Below are 15,731 nucleotides of genomic sequence, written 5' to 3'. Positions count from 1 at the left end.
CCTTAATTACCATAGTAAATATGTTCATTTTTATCAGGAATAGCAATGTTTTGATATCTATTATTTTTAAAATCATATGTAAAAGGGTCTGCACCAGGCTTGGCTCTTCCTGCATGATAATGCGGAACTCCATCACTTGTATGCTCTACAATTACAACCTTTCCATTAGGCGTATCGTACTCATAATACCTTCCGTGCGCCCCTGGATTAGCATCATACTTGTAATTTGCCAGATCGTATCCTTTTTTCGACACATCGTTACCAACCTTCCATTGCCTTACGGGCTGTTGCCCTCTTGGAATACCTGCTCTTTCTTTAGCTTCATTAAAAGCTTGTTTTCTTGTTCGCTGAGGAGCAGCATTTTTACCTTTACTATTAGTTTCTCCGCTTCCTGAAGAATTACTATTTCCATTTTGTTTAGATCCCGCCGCACTACTTCCTGCAGCAGCTTCTGTATATACCGCTTTATTTGTTGATGCATTTTCACAGGAGCAATAATCTGCATACCCATCTGCCAATACAGGCTCAGGAATAAATGAATATGGATTAAAAAGCCTATTCAAATTGTTCCTGAAGTTAAACATACTTTCTTGTAACCCTTTGACCATTCCCTGTTTTAGTTCATTATAATTCGACTTTACAGTATTTTTATACTCTGTGATTTTCTTACACTGTGCATTTATCTTCTTTCCGGTATTAGAAATCTCTTTTCCTGATAATACTCCTCCCAATGCCTTAAATCCAAGTATGGCCGTACCCGTCTCTGCCACGCCTCCGACTGTATGCCTTGCGACTCTTCCCCATCTAACTCCTTCTTTGTCGTCTGTTAATTCCTCACGAAGTGCCATTCCTCCTTTTACGATTCCACCGACAACCATTGCTGCCCCGGCTCCGAGTTTTCCAAAAACAGTTCCCATTACTCCACCGACTACTCCTCCTGTTGCAGTCGATGTTGCGATAGTTCCAAGTCCGTTTACAACAGATCCTGCTATATCCCTAGCTGAACCGCCTTTTTTTACTGTATCTTTGACATCATTTATAGCCTGTGCTGTGCCTGTTACAAATCCTGAGGCTGCTCCTGCGGCAGCTCCTACTATTGTCGGATCTACAACGCCCGATCCAATCAAGGCTCCTGCAGCGGCTCCTCCTGCGGCAGAGGCCAGCATCTGTGTAGCATCTATCTTTTCTCCACTGACAACAGCTCCGACAGTATATGATACAGCTCCAACTATCGCTCCGCCTACTGCTCCTACAAGGACTGTTGGCCACAATCCGTTTGTATCCACCATTATTATAGGATTTGACAGACAGTATGAATAATGGTTCTGTGTCTCAGGTATCGCTAGTATGCCTCTTACTTTATCCTCTCCCGTGAACCTTCCCGCTCCGGGATCATAGCTTCTTGCCTGCGCATAGTACAGGCCGCTCTCTTCTTCTCTATACCCTGTGAAAGCAAAGGGCTGTATAAGGTTTCCTTCTATGCTATAGCCGTGATTTTGAGATGTTGTCCTTCTCTTTCCTGTCACCGGGTCTATCCTGTTTCCAAACGGATCATATGCATACGGACTGTATGCTCCTCCGTCTGTTCCCGTCAGATACATAGTACTTCCCAGTTCATCAAGCTGATAGTAGTTTCTTTTTCCCTCCTGTTCAAAGCTTACTACATTATCGTCATATATAAAAGTTTTTGTTTTTCCGTTTTTTGTCTCTCCAAGGAGATTATAGTGGTCTCTTGTTACATCCGTAAGATATCTTACTTCTTCAAGGCCGCTCCTTTTTGACACCCTCTGTCCCGCAAAGTTATACGTATAGCTTATCTCTTTTCTAAGTTCGCTCTCCGGGTCAATGACTGTCTTTTCAAGCATTCCCTGATCGTTATAATCATAGATAGCTTTTAAGATATCTCCCTCATACTCACGTGTGAGGTTTCCTCGTCTGTCATAAGCATATGTGAACGTATTGTTTCCTGATGCTCTTTCTTCTGTCTTACTTATCAGTCTGTCTAGAACATCATAGCTGTATACCGTCCTGTTTCCTTCTTCTGTAAGGCTCTCCCTGTTTCCAAAGGCATCATATGTATAACCGGCACTCTTTATGCCATCTTTCTCTATCCCGGTAAGTCTTCCAAGCTCGTCATAGCTGTATGCATATACCCCACTTACGTTTGCAAGGCCTCTTCTGTATCTCTTTATCTGGGTTCTGTTTTCCTTTTCGTTATAAGCGTATTCGTACCTGTCAAGTATGCCTTCCTTATCAGCGCTTGTAAGGCTCTTTAAAAGCCCTCCCTGATAGTAGTCATAGAACGTTCCCGTACCGTTGGGGAATATCCTCTCTGACAGGTGTCCGTTTTCATTATAGGAATACCTTATACTTCCCTCTTCTCTGTCTGATACTTCCCTGAGCTCAATGAGATTTCCGAATGCATCATATCTGTACTCTGCTTTCTTTCCGTCAGGGTATACTACGGCCGTCTTTTCATCACGTGGTCCGTACTCATAGCCAACAGTCTCTCCGTTTGGATCTGTGACCAAGATAGTTCTTCCTACTTCATCTGTCTCTATCTTTGTAAGGCCTATCCTGTCCTGTACTTCCTTAAGGATATTTAATGCATTGTACTTATAGAGTATCTCTTTTCCGTCTGCATACTTTATCCCTGTTATGTTTCCGTTCTTATCCCTTGTATAGACGGTCTCATTTCCATCTCTGTCTGTAAGGCTCTTTAAGTCTCCCGCCTCATCATAGGTATATATGGTCTTCTGGCCAAGAGCATCTGTCTCGCTTACAAGTTTTCCTGAAAGGTCGTGTTTAAATACAGTCACATGACCGTTTCCGTCAGCAGAAGGATATCTTCTGTCCTGTTGTGTGTTTTCTTCTGTATCCTGTCCGTTTCCTTCTCTTTCTATCCTGCAAAGAAGGTCTAGTTCGTTATACTCATACGTTGTCCTGTTTCCAAGAGCATCTGTGACGCTCTTTAACTTTCCTGTTCCTGTATAGGTATAACGGGTCTTTGCTCCGCAGTCATCAGTCTCTACTACTCTTCCCATCGGATCATAGGAGTAAGTCATGACTCTTTTGTTTGAGCCTGTTACTGTTTTTATCCTTCCTGCCTTATCGTATTCATAGGCAAGTGCAAAGCCGTCTCTTTCTGTCTCTTTACTGATACGTCCACACAGATCATACTCATAGCTCTTTAGTGTGATCTCTTCTGTATCTTCCGCTTTCCGGGTGACCTTAATAAGCCTGCCTTTTTCATAGTGGTTTGTCGTCACTACTTTTGCAGGATCTGTGACTGTCTCTAAGTTACCGCTCCTGTCATAGGTATAGCTCGTGTTCCTTCCTATGGCGTCTGTCATACTTACGACTCTTCCGGCTGCATCGTACTCATAGCAGGTCCTTCCTCCAAGAGCATCCATCCTGCTGGTAAGGTTTCCGTTCTTATCATAGCTATAGGATGTCGTGTTTCCTTCCCCATCCGTTTCCGTCTTTATACGTCCAAGTTTATCATAGGTATAGGAAGTTCCTATCCTTACTTCTTTGTTTTCATCTTCTGTTCCCACGCTAAGAACGTTTCCGTTATTATCATGGCTGTATACGGTCTTTCTTCCTTCAGGATCTGTTACCTTTATCATATTTCCCAAAAGGTCGTAGGAATAGTGTATCTCTCCACCGTTTGGAAGGGTGATATTTTCTTCCTTCCATGATGTGTTATAGGTTATATGTGTTGTCCTGCATTCCTCATCTGTATAAAAAGCAGGCTTTCCTATCTCGTTATAAGTCCACGTCTTTATCGTCCCATTAGGGTTTACTATTTCTTCAAGAAGACCTGCTGTGTTATAGGCATATCTTGTGATATTTCCCAATGGATCTGTAACGGATGTGAGGTTATCATTCTCATCATATGTATAGCTTGTCTCATTTCCCTCTGCATCTATAGTTTTTGTTACTCTTCCGCTGTTATCACAGATATAACGTGTAGTCACGCCTGCCTTATCAATGATGGAAGAAATATTTCCTTTTTCATCATAAGTTACTGATATAGCATTGTTCTCAGCATCCCTTATTCTTACAACCCTGCCATCCTTATAGTCATACTTAATCCTGTTTCCGAGAGGATCGGTTACACTATAGAGGTTGCCATCAAAGTCATAAATATATCTATAAGAGTTTCCTTCTGAATCCTTCTTTACGATAAGTCTTCCTTCAGCATCATAGGTGTAGCTCTCGCTAAGACCTTCGGGACCTACTATCTTTGTAAGATTTCCTCTGTTGTCATAGCTAAATCTTACCGTATGACCGTTCTTATCTGTAACGGAAGTCTTCTGGTTTCTGTCATTGTATGTATACTTTTCTTCAATGATATTCCCTGCATCAGCTACATCCTGAGATGTATAGTCATCTGAAAGGCCTACATATCTTGTTCCTATATGTCTTCCACGCTCATCAGAGAGGTACTCTACCTTAAGTCCGTTCTGCTCTGTTGCTGTTGTTATATTCTTTTCATCGTCATAGCTGTAAGACATCTCACCACCATCAGGAAATATCTGATGGATGACACGTCTTTGTTCATCGTACTCGTTTGTGAGTGCAATAATACCATCAGGGCTTATTACTTTATGTATAAGGCCTGATTCGTTATAAGTATATCTTCTTGTGCTGCCGTTTGGATATGTAGCAGTTGTAAGGAAGTATTCATCTTCTCTTTTCTCGTATTCGTATGTTACATTCTTTCCTTGTGATGATGATACCCTTGTAAGGATTCCGTCTTCATTGTAGAAAAGTGAGATGTATGAGCCTTCCTTAGTCTCTATCTTTACCGGAAGACTGTATCTTATGCTCTCTCCATCATTATCTGTCTTAGTAAAGACGTCTAAAGTATATCTTGTATTCTCGCCGGTATTATCACCCTTAGCTACAAGATATCCGTCTTTGTCATACTCTTCATATGAGAAGTCTTCCTTTATGAGCTTATAGCCGTAGTTATCCTCTACAAGTTTCCCGGGTTCTCCATGAATCTCGTAGTAAGTCTCAGAAACAACAGATGTCTTCTGGGTATCTTCTTTCGCTCCATCAAAAGTAAGCTCAACAGCAGTCTCTTTCTTAGCCAGCTTACTATTTTCAGGCTTTCTGTAAATACCTTCTCTACCATCGATATAAATCGCTCTTATATCGCCGTTATCTTCTTTTATAAGGCGCACGTCAGAATTACAACTCCAGCCGTGTCCCATTGCGCCCTTAAAATCAGATCTTGCGTTATAGAACCTTCTGAAAGATATCTTTGTATCAGTTCCTATTTCAAAATCAGTTCTGTCATTTATATAGTTTCCGCTACTCATATTAACAGGATCGTATTTATAAACCTGACATCTATCTACCAAGCCCTGCAAATAAGCTTTATAAGTTTTAAGATATTCTTCCAGTCCTGCTATATCCTTAGGGTTAATCCACTTGATATTATCCCTAGTCTGTTCATACCTTGTAATATCAAATGTTCCTTTTTCCATGCCGGTAATTATAGACTTAAGAAGCTCTACAATCTGATCAAGTAGATCTTTGAATTCACTGCCTTCTATATCATTCGAATGTTCTTCATGGAATTTTAGGAATTTTTCGTTAAACTTAGGCACAAAACCATCTGTCTTATCCTTAACTGTAAAATCATCAAGTGCTTTTATCAATGCCGAAGGATTCGGTTTCGTGTAACTTTTTCTAGATACGGCGCCACATCCTTTTACAACTTCCTCAACATTATCATGTATCTCGCTAATCTTAGGATGCACTTCGCAATAGACTGTATTAAATTTTGCAAAATCTTCTATAATCTTAGTAAGGTGCTGAGTTTTTATAACAGGATCAGCTTTCTCTTCTTCTGAAAGATCCGAAAGAAAATCTTCAAGAAGAGGTACTGAACCCTGAAAACCTTTCCCTTGCATTTTGCCCTGAAGTTGCTGAATGCAGTTTACAATCATACCAATAATCTCAATCTGCTTATCATTCAAAAAAGTCTTAGCTGATTCAGCTTCAGGTCCTGTATGCGTCTCGTCATTTATAAAATCCACAAGAGCCGGAATAAGAAGAGTATCCGACATACTCAGAAATGGATTGTATACAGTGTTAAAACACTCGTCGAAATACTCTTTTATTTTCTTATGGTGCCATTCTATGTTCTCCCCCGAATAATTATTGTTCCCCATGATTCGTTAATTCTCTCCATTACCTAAAATAGCTTACGCTAAGTTACTAAAGATATCTTCCCCTCACAAAACGTGCTTATATCAAATAATATTACCACACAGTAAATTAGCATTTAACATTTGAATTATACGGTTTTCTAATTACTTATGCAACATTTTTCTCCCTCACATTTGTGTAAGGGAAATCCCAAAAAAATGGTCTATCAGCATTAAAACAAGCTGATAGACTCACTTTAAAAATGATATTTATGCCTTATATGGGAATAAGGGATATCTTAACTCGAATTTGTTTTATGGGATATACAAGTCAAGACAATAAATATCGAATGGCAACATTATGTTAATATTCCATCAACATTCTGTCAATATTTTTTTGATTACAACAATCATCCCTGAAAAATGACTATAATTTGTTTTTCCTCAAAAGAAAAAAGCCGCATCTCTGCGGCTTTTAACTCTCTATTATCAATTCTTATTAAATTCTTCAGCAATAGCATCAAGGAACTCTTCGCTTCCAAGCTTTACAGGGTTTGGAAGTGATGTGATAAGTGCGAGGTCTCCTGTCATGCGGCCTGACTCGATAACGGAAAGGGTTGCCTTTTCCATCTTGTCGGCCCAATCCATAAGCTCCTGAATTCCATCAAGCTCGCCTCTCTTGCGGAGCGCGCCTGTCCATGCAAAGATTGTTGCGACAGGGTTTGTTGATGTGGGCTCGCCCTTAAGGTACTTGTAGTAGTGTCTCTGTACTGTTCCGTGAGCTGCTTCGTACTCGTAAACGCCTGTGGGTGATACGAGAACTGAAGTCATCATTGCGAGTGAACCGAATGCGGATGAAACCATGTCACTCATAACGTCACCGTCGTAGTTCTTGCAGGCCCAGATAAATCCGCCCTTTGACTTCATAACGCGGGCAACGGCGTCATCGATAAGTGTGTAGAAGTATGTGATTCCTGCCTTCTCGAAGTCAGCCTTGAATTCATTTTCAAACACTTCATCAAAGATCTCTCTGAATCTTCTGTCGTATGTCTTACTGATTGTATCCTTTGTTCCGAGCCAGAGCTCTTTTTTCTCGGCAAGTGCATACTTAAAGCAGGCTCTTGCAAAGCTTCTGATTGAAGCATCCTTGTTGTGGATACCCTGGATGATTCCGGGCTCATTGAACTCGTGGATGGTTTCTCTTATCTCTGTTCCGTCAGCACCTGTAAATACAAGCTCTGCCTTACCTGCACCGGGAACTCTGATCTCTACATTCTTGTAAACATCGCCGTATGCGTGTCTTGCAAGTGTGATGGGCTGCTCCCATGTTCTTACATTGGGCTCGATTCCCTTTACCATGATGGGTGTACGGAAAACAGTTCCGTCAAGAATTGCTCTGATTGTTCCGTTAGGACTCTTCCACATCTTCTTGAGCTTATATTCCGTCATTCTCTCATTGTTGGGTGTGATCGTTGCGCACTTAACGGCTACACCGTATTTAAGTGTGGCATTGGCACTGTCTACAGTAACCTGATCGTCTGTTTCATCTCTATATTCAAGTCCAAGATCGTAGTATTCGCTCTTAAGATCAATATATGGAAGGATAAGCTTGTCCTTGATCATCTTCCACAAAACTCTGGTCATCTCGTCGCCGTCCATCTCAACGATGGGGGTTGTCATCTGAATTTTTGCCATATTCGCCTTTCCTTTCGATTCAATAATTTAGTATTATTCGAACATTTTAAGAAGTCCCTTGTCCACCATATTCTCATAGGCATTGATCATATGCTGGTTTGCAAGTTCCTCTGCCTTGTCGGGATTCTTCTCTTTTATTGCTTCCATTATATATTTATGTTCAACATTTGAGACCGCGCCTCTGCTGCTTGAAAGTGTCTTCTGTCTGACTCTCCATACATACTGATGATAGTCCTTTAGAAGATGCTCAAGCATCTTGGAATTGCATGCCTCATATAAGATGTTATGGAAACGGTTATCGAGCTCTGCCATCTGCTCCATATGTCCCCTTGCGGCATGAAACTCTGCAAGGTAGATATTCTCTTCCATTTCCTCAAGCTGTTCTTTTGTAATATTACCACAAGCCCATCTTGCGCAAAGGCCTTCAAGCTTGGATCTGATCATATAAATATCTTCGATGTCTTTAACTTTTATTCCGGTGACATACGCGCCCCTGTTGGGGATTATCTGAATAAGTCCCTCGAGCTCAAGCTGCCTGAAAGCTTCTCTAACAGGAGTTCTGCTGACTCCGAGTTCCTGACCTATGGCAACCTCTTTAAGTTCCTCGTGGTCCTTGTACTTACCGTTCAGTATATCCTCACGGATTCTGTGAAAAACTCTGCCTCGAAGGGAATACTTATCCGTAACCTCATGTTTTAAGTCTTGATTTTCCATATTTGCCCTCATTATTCGGAAATCTCTGTAATCTCTCCATCCCTGATAACTATGCCAAGTTCAGCGCTTGCCTTGTCAATTTCTCTTACAAGCTCTTCGTCAGTCATTACTGTAACTCTACCGCCTGCATACTCACTGTCAACCCACGCCTTTATCTTGGTAACGATAGGTGAAGTCTTTGAAACGGCATGTTCTTCCTTAAGCTTGTAATGTACATTCATCCAATGAGCGATGCCTGCAAGTCCCGAAGTATTGGAAACCGCACTTACAGGTGGCCTGTTAAGGAACTTATCCGTATCAAAGATATTGTAAATCTCCTCATTCTTCAAAAGACCGTCCGCATGGATACCTGCTCTTGTTACATTAAAGTTCTTTCCTACAAAAGGTGTATTTGCAGGAACTGTAAATCCGATCTCTTTCTCATAGTACTCAGCAAGTTCCGTGATAACCTGAGTATTCATACCGTTGAGAGTTCCCTTGAGCTGTGCATACTCAAATACCATAGCCTCAAGAGGTGTATTACCCGTTCTCTCACCGATTCCGAAAAGAGATGTATTAACTGAAGAACATCCGTAAAGCCAAGCTGTTGTCGAATTGGTAACAGCCTTATAAAAATCGTTGTGTCCGTGCCACTCAATAAGTTCGCAAGGAACACCTGCGTTTGTATTTATTGCATAAATAATTCCCTGTACGCTTCTTGGAATAACCGCACCTGAGAAGTTAACACCGTATCCCATTGTGTCGCATGCACGGATCTTAACAGGGATTCCGTACTCATCCTTGAGCTTCATAAGCTCTACACAGAAGGGAACTACAAATCCGTAGATATCCGCTCTTGTAATATCTTCAAGATGGCATCTCGGGCTGATTCCCGCCTCAAGGCAAGATCTTACGATACTAAGATAATGATCAAGTGCCTGTCTCCTTGTCATCTTAAGCTTCAGGAAAATATGATAATCGGAACATGATACGAGAATACCCGTCTCCTTCATTCCCATCTCTTTTACAAGCTTAAAGTCATCTTCGCTCGCCCTTATCCAGCTTGTGACCTCAGGGAACTTATAGCCTCTCTCCATACACTTATAGGCCGCATCGCGGTCGCTCTTACTGTATAAAAAGAACTCACTCTGCCTGATCATTCCATTTGGTCCGCCAAGCTCATGAAGCTTGTCATATATGGTAACGATCTGCTCTGTTGTATAAGGCGCTCTGGACTGCTGCCCGTCACGGAATGTAGTATCCGTTATCCATATGTCCTTTGGCATATTATGAGGAACAATCCTGTCATTAAAAGGAATCTTGGGAATCTCCTCATATGGAAACATATTTCTGAAAACGTTTGGCTTCTCCACGTCGTCAAGAATATACATATGCTCTTCTATCTGGAGCAAGTTATTCTTGTCATTCATGGTCACCGGTCTGTTCTGAAATGCACTTGTATCGTTCATAGTAAAGTAAACCTCTCTCTTATGTACAATAGCTAACCTCGTATAATTGTATACAATCATACGAGGTGTGTCAAGGCGCGTATTTAAGCAGATTTTTTCATTACTGCTTGATGTTTTTTGTTCAGAAATAAACTTCACACTGATAATTTATCAGTAGCTATGATGTAACTAGTGTCGTGTCCCTTAGCAATAGATCTGGCAAGAACGCATAGTCTCAAGAGCCGCAAGATGCTTTTCTACCGTCACACCTGCGCAGCAATCCTTATCTACGCTGATCTTAAGTTCAGGCATATTTGCCTTGAGCAAAAGAGCATTTGAAACAACACAGATATCTGTGCAAAGTCCGATGAGCTCAACTTCGATCTCTTCCTTTTCATATATATCTTTTATTGCCTTAACAAGATCAACAGATCCGAAAGTAGGCTTATTGATAAATGTAGCGCCTTCAACTTCTGCTGCCACAGTCTTATCAAGCTCCCAGCCTTCTGTATTTTCAACGCAGTGAACTACGGGAAGATTCTTTCCCTCCTGAGTCTCCATATAGTTCTCCTGATGAGTATCTCTTGTGACAAAAATGTCTTTTTTATCATACTGTCTGATCTTCTCAACAACAGCAGGAACAATCGCAACTGCCTCCTTTGTTCCAAGCGCTCCGTCAACAAAATCCTTCTGCATGTCAACAACAACTAATAATTTTCTCATGTTTCTTTCCTCTTTTCTTTTTACTTGCGTATTGTAAACTTCCGCAAAATTACATTACTTCAGCACTTCCGGTCGCGATAATATCACTTCCGGTCCCCGCAACATTTCTTATTATAACATCTCCGATCGAAATGGGTGCATGTGCAGAAGTTTTATTAATTTCTTCCATGATATCAAAAATTTTATTTTTGGGAATATCTTTATTTGTTTTTACAGAAACTCTGCTTTTGTCCCCTCCCGAAACTTTCACGGTACTTGTAACTATCCTCGTGGGATCTACAACTTCCTTTCTGGCATAGATATCACCTTTTTGACAGGTATTCCCTGAAACTGATACAGCTTCTCCGTTTTCTAACATAACTGTGAGAAAGCATCCCATGGGACAACCTATACATGTAAGTTCTCTTTTTTCCATAGCCACCGTCCTCCGTAAAATACATTATTACTTATTACGTCTGCATATCCTTAAGCTTATTTGCCTGCATAAAGATCTCGCCCAGAATGCTCTTAAATTCATCGAACTTCGTGGCAGCATCGTCAGAGGACTGAACTCCCTGATTAGAAAGAGAAGCAACTTCTTCACTGGTTGCGGACAGATTCGAGATTGAATCGTTGATCTCAGTTGTGGAAGCGGCTATCGACTTCATTCCTTCGCCGATTTCCTCAAATCTTGCAAGCATTTCCGTGACGTTATTATTTATGCTGTCAAAATTATCGCCAACAGTCTGAATCATCTGATTCTGCTCGGCTACGCTGTTTACAGTGTCATCAATACTCGCCATTGCCTTCTGGACATCTTCCACAAGCTCATTAATGATCTCTTTTATCTCACTTGACGCCGTATTGGTTTCTTCTGCAAGTTCACGAACATCATTTGCAACAACCGCAAAGCCTTTTCCTGCATCTCCCGCTCTTGCGGCCTCAATACTCGCATTAAGCGCAAGAAGATTTGTCTGCTTTGCGATAGACATAATGGATCCGACAATCTTCTGCACTTCCTGAACTTTATTTATAACCGCCTGTGTAGCCTCAACCGTCACATTGCTGGTCCGCTCAACATTAGCCGATTTTTCTTTTAACTCGGAAATTACCTGTACACCTTCATGAACTGTCTTCTGGGTATTCTCGGAAGCCTCTGTCATCTCTTTTCTGTGCATCTCCGTCGTCTCTGTCTCTTCCTGAATCTGCTGAACCTTCTGAGCCTGAGTGGTCACAGCCTGAGCGGTACTCTCCATACTGCTCGCAATGTCCTGCATTCCCGAATGCTGTGCATCCATGATATTCTGAAGATCGACCATTTCATCCTGAGACTTATTAAAAAGATCTGTGATCGTATTTGCAATATCAGCCATGGTATTTCCGGTCTCAAGTGCCTTCTCGGCATTCCTTGTGATCTTTTCATTATTCTCTTCATTAAACATGGTAAGTAACGTAACCGTACACAAACTCGCAATAAATGCAAGTGCCAGCGTGATCGCCGCCGGAATAAGTTCAAGATTGAATGAGCCGGAAACCACAACTTTTTTTATACATGTAATGATAAAAGAAATAATGATCGCACTGATACCGAATTTACAAAGCCTTACATTCAGATAGATAATACTGCAGATAAGAATAGGCAATCCGAAGGCAAAGTAAATCAGTGAATCTTCCGCGATAAGAATCACAAAATAGAATATAGTAGCGCCTCCCATTATCAAAATGGCGCCCTTCTTTTCTTCCGGATGCTTATAATTCCCGGCAGCACATATTCCCGCACACAAGAATGCGCTTATGACGATCGCCATTCTTCCTATATTTGCTCCGTACTGAACCAGAGAAAAAATTGTGAGAAAAAGTCCGCTCACTATGATTATGATTGTTACGTAAAAACTATTATTATTAGCTCTTTTGTACTGTTCTGCATTCATAAAATAATCCCTTTCACATACAATCTCATTGTTTAAGCTTCGTCTTGTCTTATACAGTAAAATTGTATCATGAAAGGGATTTGAGTAACGTTTTTTGAATATTAAATTAGTATAAAAAAGTCATCACGCACTCTTCTTTTCTTCGCCCGATTCTTCGGAAATTTCTTCTTTGACTTCTCTGTTTAAATACTTAATCAACATAAGACCTAAGATTACAACAGCTAAACCTGCAATTCCAAATATTGGTCTTGTGATCATCTCAGAAAAATGCTCAGTAGCGTATTTTCCGGCAATAACTGAGATGAAATTAATCGTAAAATGAGCAAACATAGAAGGGAAAATGCTTCCACTGTAATACAAAGTAAGGCAAAGGATAACACCCAAAATTCCTGTTGTAAAAAATTTAAGCACATCCATATGAAACACTCCAAACAGCACAGATACGATCATTACGGAAAATACAGGTTTTAACTTCTCCTTTAACGCACCAAACAAAACTCCTCTAAAAAACATCTCTTCCGCTATTGCAGGAGTAAGTGCTATACAAACAGTTGCTAAGACTACGTTATGCGAAAAGTATTTTTCAAATGTCTTAGCAAGAGCATCACTCACTGTAAGCCCAAACATATTTGAGATAACATTACCAACAAGCGCTGCGAATAAAAAGCCTCCGACTCCTATAAGCACACCAACTGCCGGGCTCAGCGGATTACACTTATTAAAGCTGTATACTTTCTTTAGATCCTTCTTGGAATATATGAAGAACGCAAGCGGTATACCCGCAAGTATCAGGAACTGGCCTAAAACAATTCCCGCAAGTTCATACTTAACCTGAAGCAGCCCGCCAAACAACAGATACATCAATAAAACAAAAGGAAAAATAAAGCACGCATCTCCGATTGTTACAGTCATACCTTTCTTTATATTACTTCTCTTTTCAAAAAGAGAAATCCCATTTTTCCCGTCACCAAACAGTAAGTTCTCACTGCTGTATGCTTTGGAAAGGAACATGATCGCAAACACCGAATACAGTACCATACTGCACAGTACCGGAATAACCATTGAGTAATTGAGTCTGAAATTCAGCGCCTCTCTGATCAAAAGTGTTACATTTAAAACAGGAACAACTGAAGTATACTGATTAAGTTCCAGGCTCGGAATCATTGAGCCATACGCAATGATCATAATAAGCATCATTGCGGGGCTTAAATAATTATTTGCTTCCTTATATGATTTGGCAAAACATGTAAAGCACATGATCACAGCACTCAAAAACAGTGCAGTTACCAATATTACAGGAAGTATCACGAGCATCGCTGAAATAAACGATGAAACTCCAACACCTGTTCCGTCCGTTCCCAAAAGCGCTTTTTGCTGCTCCAGAATAACACTGAACACAATCGACATCGACAAGATATTAAGAATTGAAGTAACCACACCACACAATGAAGTTGTGAGAATTTTAGCAGTCACTATCTGCTTTCCCGAAACAGGAAGCATCAAAAGTGTTTCAAGTGTTCCTCTCTCTTTTTCTCCGGCCGTAAGGTCTATACAAGGGTACATAACGCTAAGAAGTATAGAAAGAATAATTATCATCGGCAATATTGTACCAAGTAAAAATCCCGCAATCTGTTCATCACTTGATAAGCCGTTCTGTTCAAACGCTATCGGATTCAAAATACTATTCGCATCAAGCCCTGCATTTTCTACATTCTTTTCCCTGATAACATCGGAAATGTCATCAATTGCCGTTTTTACTCTGTTCATAGCCATCTGAGATTCATTTTCCGATTCCATATAAAAAGCCTTAACTCCAGCTTTTCCTTCACTATCTGATATTTCAAGATAAACATCAAAATCCTTGTCTTTAATCTTGTTTTTGCAATCTTCTTCGCTTATCTTTTCTTCAGTAGTTTCAAAATTTATCTTATAAAGCTGTTCTTCGCTGCCGTCTTTTTCGTTCGTCTCTATGGCATTATCATTTAATACCCTCTCAAGATTGTCCGTATCGAAATTCGAACTTTCATTATAGACAACAATGTCATAGACAGTGTCCTTATTTCCATACATCATGCTTGAAACCATTAACAAAACAAGCATAATAAGCGGATATACAACCACAGGGATAAGTACCATCATCATCACAGTCTTTTTATCTCTGAGAACATCTCGTATTTCTTTTAAAAACAGTGTTTTGGTAATCTTCCAGTTATTATTCATTTGCCGCACTCTCCATCTTGTTTTCTATAAGTTTCCTAAACACTTCTCTTAAATTCTGTGAACCTGTTTCCTTCTTTAAATTATCAGGGGAATCATTACATACAACTTTTCCGTCGCATATCATAACAATCCTGTCGCACATATACTCTGCTTCTTCCATGTAATGTGTCGAATAGATGACTGTCTTTCCTTTTTCTTTTTCAGCTTTCATAAAATCAACTATCGCTGAAGAACTGAGTATATCCAGTCCCAAAGTCGGCTCATCAAATATATAGATCTCGGGATCGTGTATAAGACACCTTGAAATTGAAGTTCTCTGAACCTGTCCCGTAGACAACTTATCAATCCTGTTGTCAGCAAATTTCTCCATATCAAGAACATCAATGATTTCTTCCGTACGTCTGTCAATATCCGCTTCCGTCATGCCATAAACCTGTCCATAGAATTTAAGTATCTCCCTTGCGGAAAAACGCCCGTACAGCTTTGTGTTGGCGGACATATAACCGATATGTCTCTTCAGATTTTCACCCTTTCTTATTACACCCGAATCGGTTTCTACAAAAACCTCTCCTTCCGTTGGCATCATAAGTCCCGCAAGCATCCTAAGAAGCGTAGTCTTTCCCGCACCATTTGGGCCGAGTACACCTACTATTTCTCCTTTTCCGGCTTCAAAAGAGATACCATCAACCGCATTGAACTCAATTTTTTTATTTTTTTGAACTGTCTTGGTGAATTTTTTTACAAGATTATTTGCCTTGATCATATGCACCCCTTCTTTTCTCATTGCTTATATGGTTCATTACTCATGTAATCAACCATATCACCACCTACATGAAGTGTCAACTTTTTTCTGCGATAGTGTGATAATTTTAAAA

9 protein-coding genes are annotated in these 15,731 nt (G+C 40.4%); all 9 read right to left on the bottom strand.

Annotation, left to right across the window (positions count from 1 at the left end):
- Nucleotides 1–2: 2 nt before the first annotated feature.
- Entirely contained in the window at nt 3–6,191 is a 6,189-nt protein-coding gene (locus T356_RS0108600; RefSeq protein WP_026514148.1) for a DUF6531 domain-containing protein, read from the bottom strand.
- A gap of 465 nt (nt 6,192–6,656) precedes the next feature.
- On the bottom strand, nt 6,657–7,862 hold the full coding sequence (locus T356_RS0108595; protein ID WP_026514147.1) for an NADP-dependent isocitrate dehydrogenase: 1,206 nt from the start codon (nt 7,860–7,862) through the stop codon (nt 6,657–6,659).
- Nucleotides 7,863–7,895: 33 nt separating this feature from the next.
- Nucleotides 7,896–8,576 carry a GntR family transcriptional regulator gene (locus T356_RS0108590; protein ID WP_026514146.1) on the bottom strand — a complete coding sequence of 227 codons (681 nt, stop codon included), beginning with the start codon at nt 8,574–8,576 and terminating at the stop codon, nt 7,896–7,898.
- A gap of 11 nt (nt 8,577–8,587) precedes the next feature.
- Nucleotides 8,588–10,024 carry a 2-isopropylmalate synthase gene (locus T356_RS0108585; RefSeq protein WP_035780805.1) on the bottom strand — a complete coding sequence of 479 codons (1,437 nt, stop codon included), beginning with the start codon at nt 10,022–10,024 and terminating at the stop codon, nt 8,588–8,590.
- Nucleotides 10,025–10,207: 183 nt separating this feature from the next.
- Complete coding sequence (locus T356_RS0108580; RefSeq protein WP_026514144.1) at nt 10,208–10,726, bottom strand: cysteine hydrolase family protein; 519 nt, start codon at nt 10,724–10,726, stop codon at nt 10,208–10,210.
- Between the two features lie 49 nt (nt 10,727–10,775).
- Nucleotides 10,776–11,141 carry a DUF1667 domain-containing protein gene (locus T356_RS0108575; protein WP_026514143.1) on the bottom strand — a complete coding sequence of 122 codons (366 nt, stop codon included), beginning with the start codon at nt 11,139–11,141 and terminating at the stop codon, nt 10,776–10,778.
- 34 nt (nt 11,142–11,175) lie between these two features.
- Nucleotides 11,176–12,636 (bottom strand): methyl-accepting chemotaxis protein, encoded by a 1,461-nt coding sequence (locus tag T356_RS20335; RefSeq protein ID WP_026514142.1) that lies wholly within the window; start codon nt 12,634–12,636, stop codon nt 11,176–11,178.
- A 123-nt stretch (nt 12,637–12,759) separates the two neighbouring features.
- Nucleotides 12,760–14,856, bottom strand: a complete 2,097-nt coding sequence (locus T356_RS0108565) for an ABC transporter permease subunit/CPBP intramembrane protease (RefSeq protein ID WP_026514141.1) — start codon at nt 14,854–14,856, stop codon at nt 12,760–12,762.
- Entirely contained in the window at nt 14,849–15,619 is a 771-nt protein-coding gene (locus T356_RS0108560) for an ABC transporter ATP-binding protein (protein ID WP_026514140.1), read from the bottom strand. The genes T356_RS0108565 and T356_RS0108560 overlap by 8 nt, the downstream gene beginning before the upstream one ends.
- Nucleotides 15,620–15,731 lie beyond the last annotated feature (112 nt).

It is taken from the genome of Butyrivibrio sp. LB2008 (genome assembly GCF_000621565.1).
Lineage (GTDB): Bacteria > Bacillota > Clostridia > Lachnospirales > Lachnospiraceae > Butyrivibrio.
The sequence above is the reverse complement of the archived record's forward strand: the minus strand, read 5'-3'. Positions and strand labels throughout refer to the sequence as shown.